The organism is Caballeronia arationis, from assembly GCF_001544975.2.
In the GTDB taxonomy this organism is placed as follows: domain Bacteria; phylum Pseudomonadota; class Gammaproteobacteria; order Burkholderiales; family Burkholderiaceae; genus Caballeronia; species Caballeronia arationis.
In genome coordinates, this window is sequence record NZ_FCOG02000006.1 from 36609 (window position 1) to 54198 (window position 17590).

Annotated in this window: 17 protein-coding genes; 11 read left to right on the forward strand and 6 right to left on the reverse strand. The window is 64.9% G+C overall.

Annotated elements, in window-relative coordinates:
* Positions 1-167: 167 nt before the first annotated feature.
* From phnS to AWB81_RS05225, 5 genes are all read left to right on the forward strand, one after another.
* A complete protein-coding gene (gene phnS, locus AWB81_RS05205; protein ID WP_062632919.1) occupies positions 168-1241 on the forward strand; it encodes a 2-aminoethylphosphonate ABC transporter substrate-binding protein in 1074 nt (357 codons plus the stop codon).
* On the forward strand, positions 1238-2323 hold the full coding sequence (gene phnT, locus AWB81_RS05210) for a 2-aminoethylphosphonate ABC transport system ATP-binding subunit PhnT (protein ID WP_062632921.1): 1086 nt from the start codon (positions 1238-1240) through the stop codon (positions 2321-2323). The genes phnS and phnT overlap by 4 nt, the downstream gene beginning before the upstream one ends.
* A complete protein-coding gene (phnU, locus tag AWB81_RS05215; RefSeq protein WP_062632923.1) occupies positions 2301-3221 on the forward strand; it encodes a 2-aminoethylphosphonate ABC transporter permease subunit in 921 nt (306 codons plus the stop codon). Before phnT ends, phnU begins: the two co-directional genes overlap by 23 nt.
* Positions 3211-4041: a 2-aminoethylphosphonate ABC transport system, membrane component PhnV gene (gene phnV / locus AWB81_RS05220; protein ID WP_062632925.1), complete on the forward strand. Its 831-nt coding sequence runs from the start codon at positions 3211-3213 to the stop codon at positions 4039-4041. The genes phnU and phnV overlap by 11 nt, the downstream gene beginning before the upstream one ends.
* Before the next feature lie 323 nt (positions 4042-4364).
* On the forward strand, positions 4365-6818 hold the full coding sequence (locus tag AWB81_RS05225; protein ID WP_062632927.1) for a glycogen/starch/alpha-glucan phosphorylase: 2454 nt from the start codon (positions 4365-4367) through the stop codon (positions 6816-6818).
* 139 nt (positions 6819-6957) lie between these two features.
* Here AWB81_RS05225 and AWB81_RS05230 read toward each other — a convergent pair whose 3' ends face one another.
* Positions 6958-7365, reverse strand: coding sequence for a DUF6232 family protein (locus AWB81_RS05230; protein WP_062632929.1), 408 nt, complete (start codon positions 7363-7365; stop codon positions 6958-6960).
* Positions 7366-7542: 177 nt separating this feature from the next.
* Here AWB81_RS05230 and AWB81_RS05235 point away from each other — a divergent pair, with 177 nt between their 5' ends.
* Together AWB81_RS05235 and AWB81_RS05240 are read left to right on the forward strand one after the other, a co-directional pair.
* A complete protein-coding gene (locus AWB81_RS05235; RefSeq protein ID WP_062632931.1) occupies positions 7543-7911 on the forward strand; it encodes a YciI family protein in 369 nt (122 codons plus the stop codon).
* A gap of 50 nt (positions 7912-7961) precedes the next feature.
* Complete coding sequence (locus AWB81_RS05240; protein ID WP_062632933.1) at positions 7962-8354, forward strand: VOC family protein; 393 nt, start codon at positions 7962-7964, stop codon at positions 8352-8354.
* A gap of 66 nt (positions 8355-8420) precedes the next feature.
* On the opposite strand, the gene AWB81_RS05245 is transcribed toward AWB81_RS05240, so the two are convergent.
* Positions 8421-8741, reverse strand: coding sequence for a hypothetical protein (locus AWB81_RS05245; RefSeq protein WP_062632935.1), 321 nt, complete (start codon positions 8739-8741; stop codon positions 8421-8423).
* 511 nt (positions 8742-9252) lie between these two features.
* Between AWB81_RS05245 and AWB81_RS05250 the strand changes: the two genes are divergently transcribed.
* The gene (locus AWB81_RS05250; protein ID WP_062632937.1) at positions 9253-9549 is read left to right on the forward strand and encodes an ArsR/SmtB family transcription factor; all 297 of its coding nucleotides are present in this window, start codon (positions 9253-9255) and stop codon (positions 9547-9549) included.
* A gap of 71 nt (positions 9550-9620) precedes the next feature.
* A complete protein-coding gene (locus AWB81_RS05255; RefSeq protein ID WP_062632939.1) occupies positions 9621-10682 on the forward strand; it encodes an alkene reductase in 1062 nt (353 codons plus the stop codon).
* Between the two features lie 43 nt (positions 10683-10725).
* Here AWB81_RS05255 and AWB81_RS05260 read toward each other — a convergent pair whose 3' ends face one another.
* Both AWB81_RS05260 and AWB81_RS05265 read right to left on the reverse strand, forming a co-directional pair.
* Complete coding sequence (locus AWB81_RS05260) at positions 10726-13368, reverse strand: excinuclease ABC subunit UvrA (protein WP_062632941.1); 2643 nt, start codon at positions 13366-13368, stop codon at positions 10726-10728.
* A 42-nt stretch (positions 13369-13410) separates the two neighbouring features.
* Entirely contained in the window at positions 13411-13713 is a 303-nt protein-coding gene (locus AWB81_RS05265) for a putative quinol monooxygenase (protein WP_062632943.1), read from the reverse strand.
* A gap of 143 nt (positions 13714-13856) precedes the next feature.
* Here AWB81_RS05265 and AWB81_RS05270 point away from each other — a divergent pair, with 143 nt between their 5' ends.
* Positions 13857-14519 carry a MarC family protein gene (locus AWB81_RS05270; protein WP_062632945.1) on the forward strand — a complete coding sequence of 221 codons (663 nt, stop codon included), beginning with the start codon at positions 13857-13859 and terminating at the stop codon, positions 14517-14519.
* A 62-nt stretch (positions 14520-14581) separates the two neighbouring features.
* On the opposite strand, the gene AWB81_RS05275 is transcribed toward AWB81_RS05270, so the two are convergent.
* The gene (locus AWB81_RS05275) at positions 14582-15754 is read right to left on the reverse strand and encodes a porin (protein ID WP_062633129.1); all 1173 of its coding nucleotides are present in this window, start codon (positions 15752-15754) and stop codon (positions 14582-14584) included.
* Positions 15755-15978: 224 nt separating this feature from the next.
* On the opposite strand from AWB81_RS05275, the gene AWB81_RS05280 reads away from it, so the two are divergent.
* Entirely contained in the window at positions 15979-16347 is a 369-nt protein-coding gene (locus AWB81_RS05280; RefSeq protein ID WP_062632947.1) for a nuclear transport factor 2 family protein, read from the forward strand.
* A 9-nt stretch (positions 16348-16356) separates the two neighbouring features.
* Here AWB81_RS05280 and AWB81_RS05285 read toward each other — a convergent pair whose 3' ends face one another.
* Positions 16357-17580 carry an FAD-dependent oxidoreductase gene (locus tag AWB81_RS05285; protein WP_062632948.1) on the reverse strand — a complete coding sequence of 408 codons (1224 nt, stop codon included), beginning with the start codon at positions 17578-17580 and terminating at the stop codon, positions 16357-16359.
* Positions 17581-17590 lie beyond the last annotated feature (10 nt).

Below are 17590 nucleotides of genomic sequence, written 5' to 3' on the forward strand. Positions count from 1 at the left end.
GCCGATTGGCCACGCTCGGGAAAGAATGCGTTGAACGCGCGCGGGTTGACGCGGCGTTCCGATGAACGTCACGGCGATGTCACGAAGTTCGGCGATGCTTCCGTCGATCGGCACCCGGCGCAACGCCGGTGCCCGTTTTCATCGACCCCGCTTCGACCAGAGAGACCATGACCCGGACCCAATCCTTCGCGCGCGGCCTGCTGCCGGCGCTCGCCGTCACTGCGCTGTCGGCAGCCGCCATGCCCGTTCAAGCCGCAGACGCCGTCGTCCTTTATACCGCCGACGGCCTGGAGAACCTCTACAAGGACGTGCTGCCCGCGTTCGAGAAGAAGGAGGGCGTGAAGGTCAACATCGTCACGGCGGGCAGCGGGGAAGTCGTGAACCGCGCAACCGTCGAAAAGGATTCGCCGAAAGCCGACGTGATCGTCACGCTGCCGCCGTTCATCCAGCAGGCGTCGCAGTCGGGCCTCTTGGAGCCGTACCAGAGCGTGAACTACAAGAACGTGCCCGCGATCGCGAAGGCGCCCGACGGCGCGTGGGCAACCTTCGTCAACAACTATTTCTCGTTTGCGATCAATCCCGAAGTCACGAAGACCGCGCCGAAGACCTTCGCCGACCTGCTGCATCGCGACTACAGCGGCAAGGTCGCGTATTCGAACCCGGCGACGGCCGGCGACGGCATGGCCGTGATCATCCTGACCTCGGCGCTGATGGGCGAGGACAACGCGTTCGACTACCTGAAGAGGCTGGAGCAGAGCGCGAAGTTCCATACGAAGGGCACGGGCTACCTCGACGTGCTGCTCTCGCGCAACGAGATCGCGTTTGCGAACGGCGACCTGCAGATGGACCTCGACGACGCCGCCAACGGCGGTCTGTCGATCAAGCCGCTGTTTCTCTCGCACAAGGCGGGCGAAGCGCCGACCACGTTCCAGTTGCCGTACGGCATCGGCCTCATCAAGAACGGGCCGAACCAGCCGGCGGGCAAGAAGCTGATCGACTATCTGATGTCGACGGACGTGCAGTCGAAGGTGCCGGACATCTACGGCATCCCGGCCCGCACCGACGTGCCGCTTGCCGGCAAGAACGGCGAGACCGTCAAGCACGCGATCGCGGGCGTCAGGCTGATTCCGGTCGACTGGAACCAGGTCATGGAGAAGAAAGCGGGCTGGACCGCGCGCTGGAAGAACGAGGTGATCGGCAATTCCGGCAAACAGGTCGAAGTCGTCAAGCCGAAGTCGTGAATACGCTCGCTCTTGCGCCCGCCGCCCGCGAGGACGGCGCGGCCAGCCGCACGCACGGTGCTCTGGGCGTGCACATCGACCGGCTGACGGTGCGCTTCGGCACGCGCACCGTGCTCGACGACCTGTCCCTCACGATCCAGCGCGGCGAACTGCTGACCGTGCTCGGCAAGAGCGGCTGCGGCAAGACCACGCTCCTGCGCTTCATCGCCGGCTTCGTCGCCGCCGACGGCCTCGCGGGCACGCTGACCGTCGCGGGCCGCGATCTCACGCACGTCGCGCCGCATCAGCGCAATCTGGGCCTGCTGTTCCAGAGCTACGCGCTTTTTCCGCATCTGTCCGTGTTCGAGAACGTCGCGTTCGGGCTGCGCGCGCGGCGCCTGAAGGCGGGCCAGATCGCGCGGCGCGTCGCCGATGCGCTCAAGCTCGTGCAGCTCGGCGACGCCGGCCACGTGATGCCGGCGCAACTGTCGGGCGGCATGCAGCAGCGCGTGGCGCTGGCGCGCGCGCTCGTGATCGAGCCGGACGTGCTCCTGCTCGACGAGCCGCTCTCCGCGCTCGATGCGAACCTGCGCGCGTCGGTGCGCTCGGAACTGAAGGCACTGCACGAGCGCCTGCCGAACCTGACGATCGTCTGCGTGACACACGATCAGGACGACGCGCTCGTCCTCTCCGACCGCACGCTCCTGATGCGCGATGGCCGCATCGCGCAACTGGGCACGCCGCGCGAACTGTACGACGCGCCCGTCGATGGTTTCGTTGCGCGCTATCTTGGTGCGGCGAATCTGCTGCCGCCGCGCGTGGTGTTCCCGGTCGGGGACGCGCGTCATGCCGAACGCGAGCGCGTCGCGTGCTTGCGGCCCGAGCGGCTCGCGATCGTCCCGCTGGGCGCGGGGCAACTGCACGGCACAATCGCGTCGGTCGAGTGGTACGGCGCGGTGCTGTCGGTATCCGTCGCGCTCGATGCATATCCCGAAGAGCATGTTCTCGTCACGATGCAGCGCAATCACGCCGCGATGCCCGAAAAGGGCGCGCGGGTTTCCCTTCGCTACGAGGCAGCCGATGTCGTCCTTGTTCGTCCCTGACGACGTTGCAGCCGATCCGCGTCTGGCAGCGCAGTTCGCCGCGCACGCGTCCGTAGTCCGGCGCCGCGAGCGCTACGCGCAGTGGCAGTTGCTCTTCATCCTGGTCGTGATTCTCGGGCCGCTCGTCGCGTATCCGCTCGCGCGGCTGGTGATCCTGAGCGTGAGCGCGCCCGGCGGCTTCAGCCTGCACGCGTACACAGCGTTCTTCGCGAATCCGGAGACGCGCGGCGTGATCGGCACGACGCTCGGCATCTTGTTCGCGAGCGCGGGTCTTGCGTCGCTGCTGGGCGTCGCACTCGCGTCGATGCTGTTCTTCCGCCCGTTTCCCGGCACGAAGCTGCTGACGCGCTTTCTCGAACTGTTCGTGGCGTTCCCGTCGATTCTGGTCGCGTTCACGCTGATCTTTCTGTACGGATCGCAGGGATCGGTGAGCATCGGCCTGCAGCGGATCTTTCATCTCGACGCTCCGCCGCTCGACTTCCTGTTCGGCATCGGCGGGGTGGTTCTCGCGGAAGTCGTGTTCTACGCCCCGTTCGTTGTCCGGCCGACGCTCGCGTCGTACGCGACGCTCGACATGCGGCTCGTCGAGGCCGCGAAAAGCCTCGGCGCGAACGGCTGGCAGGTCGCGTTCAAGGTGGTGCTGCCGCTTGCGTGGCCGGGCATCGCGGCGGGCACGATCCTCTGCTTCCTGCTGACCCTCAACGAATTCGGCATCCTGCTCGTGCTCGGCAGCGCGCATCTGATCACGCTGCCGATCGCGATCTACAGCGCCGCCACCGTCGATCTCGACCTCGCGACGGCCGCAGCCGGCTCGGTCGTGATGCTCGCGATGTCGCTGTCGCTGTACGCGCTGTATCGGCGGGTGAATCGCCGCACGGGAGGCCGCGATGGCCGCTAGTCCACAGCCGCTCGCGCTCGCCGCCTCGAAGCCGCGCAAATTGCTCGGCGCCGTGTTCACGGGGTTCGTCGCGCTGCTGTGCTTCTGGCTCTTCGTGTTGCCGGTGCTCGTGGTGGCGGCGTCGAGCGTGGCGTCGCACTGGTCGGGCACGATCCTGCCGGACGGCGTGTCCATGCGCTGGTTCGAGCGCCTCGGATCGAGCGACTTCGATGCGCTCACGACGAGCCTTCAAATCGGTTTCGGCGTATCGGTGCTTGGCACGTTGCTCGGGCTGTGGCTCGCGCTCGCGCTGGAAGGCCGCGACCGGCGCGGCCTCGGCGCGCTCGTCGACGCCGTCGCGATGATGCCCAACGGCGTGCCGAGCGTCGTGCTCGGCTTGTCGGTGCTGATCGCGTATCACAAGAAGCCGGTCGATCTGTCGGGATCGGCGGCGATAGTCGTGCTGGTGCAACTGGCGCTCGTGCTGCCGTTCTGCTACCGGAGCGCGGCCGCCGCGCTGCGCCCCGAGCTGACCGTGCTGCGCGAAGCCGCTGCGAGCCTTGGCGCACCGCCGCGCATGGTGCTCGCGAGCGTCGTGCTGCCGCAACTGGTGCCGGCGATCCGAGCGAGCCTTGCGCTCGGCTTCGCGCTGTCGCTCGGCGAACTCGGCGCGACGCTGACCGTCTATCCCCCGGGTTTCGCGACCGTGCCGATCGTCGTGGTCGGGCAGGTGAATCGCGGCTACTACCTGCCGGCGTCGGCGCTGGCGCTGATTCTGCTGGCCGTCTCGCTTGCCGCGCTGCTGCTGATCGCCGCGCGCGTGCCGCGCCGGCGCGGCTGACTGCATCGTGGGTTGTCGTTGCGCGCCTGCACGCAAGCGCAGAAGATATGCCTCTTTCGGGTGCAAACATCAGGATCACGAAGCAGTTCGACGCAGCCTCCGCCGCTCGCCCTACGTTGAAAATGTTACAGAATCAAGCACGTTTCGCGTGAGCTGTGTCGAAAAATCATCCATCGTGCGGTCATACCAAAAAAAATAGAAATAGCGTAACCTGCACCTTCACCCATGCCACGGGCGCCTGGCGTGGACCGCCGCCTTCCGTTCGGGAATGCGCGGCACGCGCCTTGCCCCGTTGCATACGCTGCAAAAAACCGGAGGCTTCGATGACATCCGTCGACCTGGAATTCGACCAGCTCAACAGTACTGTCGACGCGCTGCGGCGCTCCATTTCAAACCGCCTGATGTACGGCGTCGGCAAGGATGCAGTGACCGCGCAGCCGCGCGACTGGCTGCATGCGGTCGAACTGGCGGTGCGCGACCGGCTCGTCGCGCGCTGGATGCGCACCACGCGCCAGCAATACGAACAGGACGTCAAGCGCGTCTATTATCTGTCGATGGAGTTCCTGATCGGCAGAACCTTCACTAACGCGCTGCTTGCGCTCGGCATCCACGACGAGGTGCGCGACGCGCTCTCGGGCCTGGGCGTCGACATCAACGCGCTGGAGGATCTCGAACCGGACGCGGCGCTCGGCAACGGCGGGCTCGGGCGGCTGGCGGCGTGTTTCCTCGATTCGATGGCGACAGTCGGCATTCCGGGCTTCGGCTACGGAATCCGTTACGAATACGGCATGTTCCGGCAGACCATCGTCGACGGCAATCAGGTCGAGACGCCCGATTACTGGCTGCGCGCAGGCAATCCGTGGGAGTTCCCGCGTCCCGAAGTGGTCTATCTGGTTCATTTCGGCGGCCGCACGGTGCAGTACGACGACCGCACCGAGTGGATCGAGACCGAGCACGTGAACGCGATGGCGTACGACACCGTCATCCCCGGCTTCGCGACCACCGCGACCAACACGCTGCGGCTCTGGTCCGCGCGCGCAACCGACGAATTCGATCTCTCCGCGTTCAACCAGGGCGACTACCGGCGCGCGGTGGAGGCGAAGAACACGTCGGAACACGTGTCGCGCCTGCTCTATCCGGACGACTCCACGCAGGCGGGCCGCGAGCTGCGACTGCGCCAGGAATATTTCTTCGTCTCGGCGACCATGCAGGACCTGATCCGCCGCTACCAGCGCACGCATTCGCACTTCGGGCGCCTCGCGGAAAAAGTCGCCGTGCACCTGAACGATACGCATCCGGTGCTCGCGATCCCCGAACTGATGCGGCTTCTGGTCGACAAACATCGCGTGCCGTGGGACAAGGCGTGGAAGCTCGTGCAACAGATGTTTTCGTACACGAATCACACGCTGATGCCCGAGGCGCTCGAAACGTGGGACGTCGAGATGCTCGCGCGCCTCTTGCCGCGCCATCTGGAAATCATCTTCGATATCAACGCGCAGTTTCTCAAGCAGGTCACCGAGAAATTCGGCCGCGACGTCGATCTGATCCGCCGCATCTCGCTCGTCGACGAATACGGCCAGCGCCGTGTGCGCATGGCGCATCTCGCGATTGTCGCGAGCCATAAGGTGAACGGCGTGTCGAAGCTCCACTCGCAGTTGATGACGCAGAACATCTTCTCCGACTTCGCGCGCATGTATCCGGAGCGCTTCACCAACGTGACGAACGGCATCACGCCGCGCCGCTGGCTCGCGCAGGCGAGTCCGTCGCTGTCGTCGCTGATCGACGAGCGGCTTGGGCCGCGCTGGCGCACCGATCTGTTCGAGCTCGGACGCCTGCGCGAGTGGCGCGACGATCCCGATTTCCGCAAAGCCTTCCACGAAGCGAAGTTCGCGAACAAGCTGCGACTCGTCGAGCGAGCGAAGCGCGAGACCGGCTCGATCATCGACCCGAACGCGCTTTTCGATTTGCAGGTCAAGCGCATCCACGAATACAAGCGGCAGTTGCTCAACATCCTGCATGTGATCGTGCGCTACAACCGCATCCGCGAGGAGCCGGAGCGCGACTGGACGCCGCGCGTCGTCATGTTCGCGGGCAAGGCGGCGTCCGCATACAAGATGGCGAAGAACATCATCAAGCTCATCAACGACGTCGCGAAGAAGATCAACGCGGACCCGCTAATCGGCGACCGGCTGAAGGTGGGCTTCATTCCGAACTACGGCGTGAGCGTGGCGGAACTCATCATTCCCGCAGCCGATCTGTCGCAGCAGATCTCGATGGCCGGCACGGAAGCGTCTGGCACCGGCAACATGAAGCTCGCGCTGAACGGGGCGCTGACCATCGGCACGCTGGATGGCGCGAACATCGAAATCTGCGATGCTGTCGGCCGCGAGAACATGTTCGTGTTCGGCCATTCGACCGACGAGATCGAGTCGTTGCGTGCGGCGGGTTATCGGCCGCGGCAGATCTACGAGAGCAATCCGGAATTGAAGGTTGCGCTCGACCAGATCCGGCTCGGACATTTTTCGCCTGACGAGCCGCATCGCTTCTACGACATCTTCCACACGCTCGTGGACTGGGGCGACCACTATATGGTGCTCGCCGATTTCGACAGCTTCGACAAAACGCAGGCCGAAGTCGACGCGAAGTTCCTCGACAAGGAAGCGTGGACGAGAAGCGCGATCGAGAACGTTGCGGGGATGGGCATTTTCTCGTCGGACCGGACGATCGGGGAGTACGCGAAGGAAATCTGGCACGTAGAGCCGCTCGACCTCGGCTGACGACTGACGGCGCGAGCCGCCCGGACTTTGGGCGGGAACGTGAGGGCGAAGGCGACCGCTTCGGTCACTTCGCTTGCATGATATCGAGACGCGGCTGAACGGCTCGCCCGGGTTCACGGCGCTCGAAGCAACCTTCGCGTCAGCTCGCTGACGGAGCCGCGTTCTGTGCGTGCTTCTCGATCGCTTGATGCACGAGCCCGGCGACGCGGTCGGCGAATTCCTGGTCCTTCGTGATGAGCACTTCGCGCTCGCCGTCGGGCGTCGTCACGAGCAACTGATAGATGACGTCCTGCGTGATCCACGACAGATAACCGACCACGGCAATCATCACACCAAGCACGAGCGCGGGCCCCGAGCCCGTGATCGCGCCCGCGACGAGCGTCGCGAATCCGATCGCCGCCATGATGATCGGCAGAGGCTTCTTGCGTGCAATGCGCACGACGCGCGCCGAACGCAGATCGCGCAGTGGAAACATCTGACCGGCCGCGGAGAGGCCGGCGCGCGACAGCGTGACGCCACGTTCGTTGAATGGAGGTTCCGTTTGCATCGAATGGGAAAAAGCGGCTGAAAGAAGCGCGCAGATTACCAGACGCGGCGCCGCTTTTGTATTGCGCCGGTGCCACAGGCGGACGGTCGAACGTGAAAGCCGAAATTTTTTCGCGCGGCGTGTCGATTCGCGCGCTCCTCAAACGACGATCCATTGAGCCCATTCCTGGAGACGTCGATGAAATACCTTTGTCTGATCTATTACGACGAACGCAAGCTCGACGCGCTGTCGCCGCCGGAATTCGATGCGCTCGTCAGCGAGTCGGTCGCCTACGACGAAACGATGCGCGAAAGCGGCCATTACGTCACCTCGAATGCGCTGCAGCCGGCTCAGACCGCGAAGTCGCTGCGCCCCCGGGACGGCCGTGTTTCCGTGACGGATGGCCCGTTTGCCGAGACCAAGGAGCAGCTTGGCGGTTTCATACTGATCGAGGCGAAGGATCTGGACGACGCGATTCGCGTGGCATCGAACATTCCGCCGGCGCGCCTCGGCTGCGTGGAAGTGCGGCCGGTCAGGGATCTGAGCGGCTGGGGCGGCCCGGCTTGAGCGCGGAATTGCGCCTTCGTGGGGGAAACTTTTTTTGCAGGAGAGAAACGATGCAACACGACCTTCTTAAAACCAGCCGCGCCTTCAGCGGCTATTCGGTGAACGACATCGCGAAGGCACAGGCCTTCTACGGCGAGACGCTCGGGCTGGCGGTTTCCGAATCGAACGGACTGCTGACGCTGCGCCTCGCGGGCGGCAACAATGTGCTGCTTTACCCGAAGCCGAACCACACGCCGGCGACGTTCACGGTGCTCAATTTCCCTGTGGAGAGTGTCGACGATGCCGTCGATACGCTCACGAAACGCGGCGTGGCATTCGAACACTACGACGAGCCCTCGCTGAAAACCGACGCCAGAGGCATTTGCCGCGCGAGCGGCGGACCGGTGATCGCGTGGTTCAAGGATCCGGCGGGTAATGTGCTTTCGGTGCTGGAAGCGGATTGATGGAGCGGGGCGGCGAGCCAGGATGCGTCACCTTGGCAACAGAGGCGGCGCATCACTGCATGTGCATCAAAGGCCGAACTTCTTGAGAAAGCCGGGAAGCAGTTGCGCGATGAAAACAGCGGAAACGACCCAGACGATGACCGAGTTCTTGGCTTCCAGCACGTCTGCCTTGGTGGCGTAGTTGGACTTTACGACGGCCATGTCGACCTTCAAGTCGGCCACATCGGTCTTCAAGATGGATACATCTGTTTTCAAGACAGACACATCGATCTTCAAAACTGATACGTCTGCCTTCAAGACCGATACGTCGGTCTTCAAGACGGCCACATCGGTTTTCACTGTCGTGAGATCCGACTCGAGATGCGATACGCGTTCTATCAGTTCCATATTCGATTGCTCCTGCCCTGATCGTCGAACGAGGCGCCCCCGGCGCGAGGGATAATCCTGAGGAGCGTTCCCATTCCCGTTCTCCGATTCAACACTCCTCATCTTATCAAAGTTGCGAAAAAAAACGATCTGATCATCGTGCTGTTCGGGTCTCGTTTTCATCGATCGAGCGGCGTTCCAGGTCATGCGATTCGGTGCGATATTCGTTCGGACTGCTGCGCCTTTTCAGCGCCTGAATTCATCTTCATACAACTCTGTCTTGTGTCCCGACGGGGTCTTGGTCGTGACCCGCGAGATTCGGAAAAGCGCCCCAAAATGCACCCAGGTCTGCGACAAATCCGTTGGCTCTTTATACCTGCGACAAGCGTCCCGGCGAAACTCTGCCAAACGGCCATCACGCGACCGAAGTCCGGGAATACCCTTGCTGAGAATAGTGCCAAATCTTGCATATCGGAGTTTATCGATATATAGTTCGACTCAAGACGATTCTTAAAGCCCCATCGGCAATCACATGGACATCGACGCGATTCACAAAGCCCTGGCCAATCCGGTCCGGCGGGAGATTCTCGCCTGGCTGAAGGAGCCGGAGGTGTATTTCAGCCGGCAGGAACTGCCGCTGGCGAATGGCGTGTGCGCGGGTCAGATCGACGAGCGCTGTGCAATGTCCCAATCGACCGTTTCAGCGCATCTCGCCACGCTGCACAAGGCGGGGCTCGTGACCTCGAAGCGGATCGGCCAGTGGGTCTTTTTCAAACGCGACGAGGCCGTGATCCAGGCGTTCCTCGATCACATCAACAAGGGTCTGTAGGAAGTTCGTGCAGGCGCTGAAAGTCGTCGAAGCCTTCCGAGTCCTTTCAAATTCATTAAGGATCACTATTCATGCCAACTCTTTTTGACCCGCTCAAAGTAGGCGCGCTTACGCTGCGCAACCGCATCATCATGGCTCCGCTCACGCGTCAGCGCGCGGGCGTCGAACGCGTGCCGAACGCGCTGATGGCCAAGTATTACGCCGACCGCGCCGCGGCCGGCCTGATCCTGAGCGAAGCGACGTCGGTCACGCCGCAGGGCGTCGGATACGCGGATACGCCGGGCATCTGGTCCGACGAGCAGGTCGAAGGCTGGAAGCTCGTGACGAAGGCCGTGCACGAAGCGGGCGGCAAGATCTTCATGCAGTTGTGGCACGTCGGCCGCGTTTCGGACCCGGTCTTTCTCGACGGCGAACTGCCGGTGGCGCCTAGCGCCATCGCTGCGGGCGGTCATGTGAGCCTCGTGCGTCCGAAGCGCGAGTACGTGACGCCGCGCGCACTCGAACTCGACGAAATCCCCGGCATCGTCGCGGCCTATCGCAAGGGTGCGGAAAACGCGAAGCGCGCCGGCTTCGACGGCGTCGAAGTGCATGGCGCAAATGGCTATCTGCTCGACCAGTTCCTGCAGGACAGCACGAACAAGCGTACCGACATCTACGGCGGCTCGATCGAAAATCGTGCGCGCCTGCTGCTCGAAGTGACGGACGCGTGTATCGACGTGTGGGGTGCGGACCGTGTAGGCGTGCATCTCGCGCCGCGCGCGGATTCGCACACGATGGGCGACAGCGACCGTGCGGCGACCTTCGGCTACGTAGCGCGCGAGCTGGGCAAGCGCAAGATCGCGTTTATCGCGGCGCGGGAGCATGAAGCCGCGGATAGCCTCGGACCGCAACTGAAGAAGGCATTCGGCGGCGTGTACATCGCGAACGAGAAGTTCACGAAGGAAAGCGCGCAGGCCGTCATCGAGCGCGGCGACGCCGATGCAGTCGCCTGGGGCCAGCCGTTCATCGCGAATCCGGACCTCGTGCGCCGCTTCGAAGTGGACGCGTCGCTTAACGCGCCGGACGCGTCGACGTTCTACGCGCCGGGCCCGGAAGGCTATACCGACTATCCGATGCTGGAAACGGCGGAATAAGCGGGTTGAGAGAAAACAGCGGCTTCGGCCGCTGTTTTTGCGTTTACAGACGCTCTTTCAAATACTTCGCCGTGAGGCTCGCTGCGACCTTCGCGACTTCGCGCGGCGTGCCGCAAGCCACCATCGTGCCGCCTTCGTCGCCGGCGCCGGGGCCGATGTCGAGCACCCAGTCGCTGTTCGCCGCGACGCGCATGTCGTGTTCCACCACGATCACCGTGTTGCCAGCATTGACCAGTCCCTGCAGTTGCGTCATCAGCCGGTCGACGTCGGCGGGATGCAGGCCTGTGGTCGGCTCGTCGAGGATATAGAGCGAATCGCCGCGTTGCGCGCGCTGCAGCTCGGTTGCGAGCTTGATGCGCTGCGCCTCGCCGCCGGAGAGTTCCGTCGCGGGCTGGCCGAGCCGCAAATAACCGAGCCCGATGTCCTGGAGTACCTTCAGCGCGCGCATCACCTGCGGTTCGGCGACGAAGAATTCGCAGGCAGTATCGACCGTCATCCCGAGCACTTGCGCGATATTCCTGCCGCCCCATTCGATTTCGAGCGTCTCTGCGTTGTAGCGCGTGCCGTGGCAGGTCGAGCAAGGCGCGTACACCATCGGCAGGAACAGCAGTTCGACGCTGACGAAGCCTTCGCCCTCGCAGGTCGGGCAGCGCCCCTTCGCGACGTTGAACGAGAAACGGCCCGCGTCGTAGCGGCGCTTGCGCGCGGCAGGCGTGTCGGCGAACAGCTTGCGCACGTGGTCGAAAAGGCCGGTGTAGGTCGCGAGGTTCGACCGCGGCGTGCGGCCGATCGGCTTCTGGTCGACCCGCACGAGCCGCCGGATCGACGTCATGCCTTCGACGATGTCGCCGTCTGTCGGCTGCGTCTCGCCGGCGAGGAGCGGGTCGAGTTCGTCGTCGGGATCCGGTGCGATGGCGCGCCCGAGATGACCCGCGACGAGTTCCGGCAGCGCCTGGCTCACGAGGCTCGACTTGCCCGAACCCGAGACGCCCGTCACGGTCGTGAAGCAGCCGAGCGGAAACGCGGCGTCGAGTTCGTGCAGGTTGTTGCGCGTGATCTTCGAGAGCCGCAGCCAGCCGGAAGGCTCGCGCGGCGCATGCGTCCCGCGCTTGTGCGTAGCGAAGAGATGCTTGCGCGTCTCCGACGCCTCCACCTTCGCAAGCCCCGGCGGCGGCCCGCTGTAGACGACGTGTCCGCCGTGCTCGCCCGCGGCCGGCCCGACGTCGACGAGCCAGTCGGCGCGCCGCATCATGTTGAGATCGTGCTCGACGACGAAGAGCGAATTGCCCGCCGCCTTCAGGCGTTCCAGCGCCGCGAACAGCGCTTCGCCGTCAGCGGGATGCAGGCCGGCGGATGGCTCGTCGAGCACGTACACGACGCCGAACAGTTGCGACGACAGTTGCGTCGCGAGCCGCAGGCGCTGCAGTTCGCCCGACGAAAGCGTCGGCGTCGCGCGATCGAGCGCGAGATAGCCGAGGCCGAGATCGGTGAGCGTCGTGAGGCGTTCGAGCAGTTCCTCCGCGATGCGCTGAGCCGCGACGCGCTTCTCGTCGGACATGTTCGGCGTGCGCCGCACATCGGGCGAGGCCTTGTGCGCCGAGCCGCCCGCCGCGACGCGACGCTCGGTCGCCTCGCGCATCGCGTGGCGGCTGAGGATCGCGTCATCGTTCGCGACGGCGTGCGCGGGCACTTCGCCGCGCGCGATCGGCGCGAGCAGCTCGGCGACGCGCGCGAGCGGCATCTGCGAGAATTCGGCGATGTCGAGCCCCGCGAACGTCACCGACAACGCCTCGCGCTTTAACCGCTTGCCGTCGCACGTCGGGCAAACGCTGCCGACCATGTATTGCGACACGCGCTTTTTCATCAGCGCGCTCTGCGTGTTCGCGAACGTGTGCAGCACGTAGCGGCGCGCGCCGGTGAACGTGCCCTGATAGCTCGGCTCCAGCTTGCGTTTCAGCGCGACGCGCGTTTCCCCGGGCGTGAGCCCGGCGTAGACCGGAACCGTCGGCGTTTCGTCGGTGAAGAGAATCCAGTCGCGATCCTTCTTCGGCAGGTCGCGCCACGGTGTGTCGACGTCGTAGCCGAGCGTCACCAGGATGTCGCGCAGGTTCTGGCCATGCCACGCGGGCGGCCACGCGGCGATCGCCCGCTCGCGGATGGTCAGCGAATCGTCGGGCACCATCGATTTCTCGGTGACCTCGTAGATGCGCCCGAGCCCGTGGCAGGTCGGGCAGGCGCCCTGAACCGTGTTCGGCGAAAAGTCCTCGGCGTAGAGCATCGGCTGCTTCGGCGGATAGTGGCCGGTGCGCGAATAGAGCATGCGCACGAGGCTGGAAAGCGTCGTTACGCTGCCGACCGAGGAGCGCGTGCTCGGCGTGCCGCGCTGCTGCTGAAGCGCGACGGCGGGCGGCAGCCCTTCGATCGCATCGACCTCGGGCACGCCGACCTGCTCGATCAGCCGCCGCGCGTAAGGCGCGACCGACTCGAAATAGCGCCGCTGCGCCTCCGCGTAGAGCGTGCCGAACGCGAGCGACGACTTCCCCGAGCCGGACACGCCGGTAAACACGACGAGCGCGTCGCGCGGAATATCGACATCGACGTTCTTGAGGTTGTGTTCTCGCGCGCCTCGTACGCGCACGAAGCCGCGCAGGCTTTCCGCAGTTTTTTCGACGGGCAGGGTGTTCATGCGTTGCGACGCCAGCAAGTCTCGCACCCGAACCCGACGCGGCTACGACGGCAGCTTCGCCGCGAGTACATCGATGTTCATGATTTCCGGCGGTTTGGCGAAGAGATCGGGCGCCTTCGCCATCAGCGCCTCGGCTACTTTGCCCGAGAGATGCTCCTGGCGTCCGGCGTCGTCGGGGAACGCATCGAAGATGCCGTACACCGACGGCGCGATTTTCAGCCCGAACCACGCGACCGTCGCGGGTTCCTGCTCGACGAGCGGCAATCCGCCCATCAGGAAGCTTTCGACTTCCTGCTCCTTGCCCGGCTTCGCTTCGAGCCGGACGAACAACGCGGTCTTGACCATGCCTGCCTCCTTGTTGATGCCGTTTGCGGGTATCGACGGGAACCCCCTATGATCTCTTCACGCATGCATGGCGCGTGCCCAAACCGTCGCCGATGGTGTATTGATTGGAAGTACCGTCGCACCAGCATATAGCGAGGAGCCTCATGATAGGCAGTCTGATCTCCGACATCCTGTTCGGCTTCACCGGATTGATCAGCATCATCAACCCGCTCGGGGTTGCATTCGTGTTTCTCGACCGCACGGAGGGGCTCGCGGGCGACGAGCGCGACGCGCTCGCGAAGAAGGTGGCGGTCAATTCGGCGTGCGTGCTGCTCGTCGCGTTCTTTCTCGGCACGCCGATCCTGCATCTGTTCGGCATTTCGCTGGAGGCGCTGCGCATCGGCGGCGGGCTCGCGGTCGCGGTGAGCGGCTGGCAGATGCTCAACGCGCCCGACGTGCGCACCAAGGAGGCGACAGCGCGCAACGTCGACGCCGACAACGCGATGTCGAAGGCATTCTTTCCGCTGACCATTCCGCTCACGACCGGGCCGGGTTCCATCGCGACCGCCATCGCGCTCAACGCGAACCGGACGCACAAGCTCTCGGAGTTTCTGGTGTCGGCGGTGGCGTCGATCGCAATATCGGCGCTGATCGCGCTCGCGGTCTATATGACGCTCAGCCACTCGGCGCGGTTTGCGCGCTATCTCGGCATCGAAGGCACCAAGGTGGCGATGCGGATTTCGTCGTTCCTGCTCCTGTGCGTCGGCGTGCAGATCATGCTGACCGGCATCTCCGAATTCCTGATCCCGATCGCGAACCTGCATTAGCGCACAAAAAAGACGGGCCGCACGATACCGTGCGGCCCGCTTCGGAGGCGACAGCGCGCGCCTTAGAACTTGTGGCGCATGCCGATCCGCACGGCAACCTGGTTGTTCGAACCGGTGCCCGAGGTGCCGAAGTAGCTGGTGCTCGAACCGATCTGCGCCTGGACGTCGACGCCATTGTTCGAACCCGACGCATGCTGGTAGATGCCGAGCAGATAGACATCGGTGCGCTTGCTGAGCGCGTAGTCGACGCTCGCATCGACCTGCTGCCACTTGCCGTCGGCTGCGTCCGTCAGCTTCATGTACGTGTAGCCGAGGCCGCCCGTCAGCGCCGGCGTGAACGCGTACTTGCCGCCTGCTTCATACGCATTCAGCTTGGACGTCGCGCCCGTGGTCGATTCGAAGCGCGTGTTGGTCCAGAGGCCGAACACCGTCGCGCCGCCGAACGCATAGTTCGCGCCGATGCCGAACGTGCTCAGGTCCTTGTTGCCGCCCGTCGCGACGTTCGCCATCGCCGTGCTGAACGCCGGCGTGGAGGAGCCGGGGAAGCGGATGTCGGTGTAGGCTGCGCCGATGCCGAACGAGCCGAGCTTGTAGTTCAGGCCGAAGCTGTAAGCACGCGACGAACCCTGCGTCGTCACGCCGCCGGTCGTCGTGGTCGGCGAGCCGGCGAACGCGCCCGCCTGGTTCGAGAAGCCGTACATGCCGCCGAACGTCACGCCGTAGAAACTCGCGCTGCTGAACTTCACCGCGTTGTTGATGCGGCTCGACGTGAGCTGGTCGACGTCGTTAATGTGGTATGCGTAGTTGCCGGCAACGGTCTGCCCGCCAATCGAGTAGTTCGCGCCGAGATAGTCGGTCGAGAACGAATACTGGCGGCCGAACGTGAGCGACCCCGCGTCATTCTTCGCGAGACCCACATACGCCTGGCGCCCGAACATCGCGCCGCCCTGGCCGAGCGTGCCGTTGCCGCTGTTGAAGCCGTTCTCCAGGACGAAGATCGCCTTCAGGCCGCCGCCCAGGTCTTCCGTGCCGCGCAGGCCCCAGCGGCTGCCTTGCGCAACGCCGTCGTCGTACTTGAAGAGATGGTCGCTGCCGGTGCGCGTCGCGCTGTTGTTCACGTAGCTGATACCCGCGTCGATGATGCCGTACAGCGTCACGTTGCTTTGCGCGTGCGCGGTCGATGCGAAGGCGGCGAAGGAGGCGAGCGCGGCGGTCGCCAGCAAATTCTTGTTCAAAACTTTCTCCGATGAGCGATGGTTCGCAATGTGGTTGATGTCGTCGGCGGCGCGTCGGACTCTTTGGCCCGTGGCGGCGACGGGCGGAATGTAGCGGACGCTCAAGAAAGGAATGTGACAACGCTTTCGACGCGCTTGCATGTCTCGCGGATGCGACAGCGGGCTTGCGAACGGGCTTCGGGTTATCCTCGCGGCTCGAACGTTTGCAAGGACAGGGGACAAAGATGGACGAAAACGGAATCCGCGAACTGGAAGGGCGCCTGCAGAAGGCGATGCTGTCCTCCGATGCCGACGCACTCGACGCGCTGCTCGCCGACGACCTGAGCTTCGTCGATGCAACGGGCAAGGTGTGGACCAAGACCGACGACCTGAACGGCCATCGCTACGGACTTCAGCGTATCGAGCAACTGGATGTGGAAGAGCAGACGGTTCGCGTCTACGAGAAGTGCGCGGTGACGGTCACGCGCGTGGCGTTGCGCGGGTCGTTCGGCGGCGCGCCGTTCGCCGGCAGCCTGCGTTATACGCGCACGTGGTGCGAGACGGGCGGCGCATGGCGCGTCGTGGCGGCGCACTGCGGGCTCGTGCCGTTCTGAGCGGCGCTTTTATCGGCCTTGATCCGCGTCTTCGGCGAGAAAACGCCGGCGCGCGGCCTCGTCGCTCGGCGATTCGGGACCGAGGCCCTGGAGGTCCGGCGCGCGCGTCGGGTCGGCGGCGAGGCGCGGGAAGACGCGGGCCCGGCGCGCATCGGCGGCCGGGCCGGTTTCGTACATCAGCTGCGTCATCCAGCCGTGCAGGCGGTGCAGCGCGCCGTAGTACGCATCGTGCTCGCTTGCGTAGGCGTGGGCGGCCGCGTCCCAGTCGGCGGATAGCAGGAGGCGATCGCGCAGCACGCGCGTATCGCGCAGCGTGAGCGCGAGGCCGCAGCCCCACGCGGGATTGCTGGCCGCGGCGGCATCGCCGATCAGCACGACGCCTTCGCGATACGGATGGTCGACCCACATATCCGCGCCCGGATACGCCGCGAGCGGCCCGATGGCTTCGGCTTCTTCGAACCACTCGGGCGGCGCGCCCGCTTCGATGCACGACGTCACGAAGTCGCCGGCATGACCGTTGCCGCTCATCGTGCGCGGCGCATTCGCCGACGAATACACGAAGTAGGACCGAAAGCGCCCCTGGCCGAGCGGAAAGACGAGCGCCGCGCGCGCCTCGGAAGGCTTCTGCACGTAGTGCACGGTGTCGTCCGGCACCTGCACGCCTTCGTGCAGCACGCCCGCGATCATCAGCGCGTGTTCGTCGCGGCGCACCGTGAATCCCGCCGTGCTGCGCACCTTCGAACTTCGTCCATCGGCGCCGACGACGAGCCGCGCCTTCACGCGCTCGTCGCCGTGGGCGGTGTGAATCCGGATGAACGGGGGACTGCCGGACTCGATCGCCGTGACCTCGACGCCGCGCCGTACGTGCGCGCCAGCCGACTCGGCTGCGTCCAGCAGTGCGCGCTGCATGTCGGGATGATAGAAGTCGAGACAGCCTTGGCGGCCCGGCGTGGTCGCGACCAGATCGCGGCAGTCGCGCGGCGCGCCGCCCAGATAGCGTTTCCAGTAGCGCACTTCGATCGCACCGGCGCTGTCGAGCAGCGGCTCGATGCCGAGCTTTGCGGCCTCGACGCGGCCCCACGGCAACAGGCCTTCGCCGCGCACGCGATCCTTGAAAGCGTGCGCGCGCTCGACGACGAGCGTGCGCATGCCGCTGCCGGCGAGCGAACGCGCAAGCGTCGCTCCGGCCAGTCCGCCACCGACGATGGCGACGTCATAGTCGGACGGTGTCAATCGGACGCTC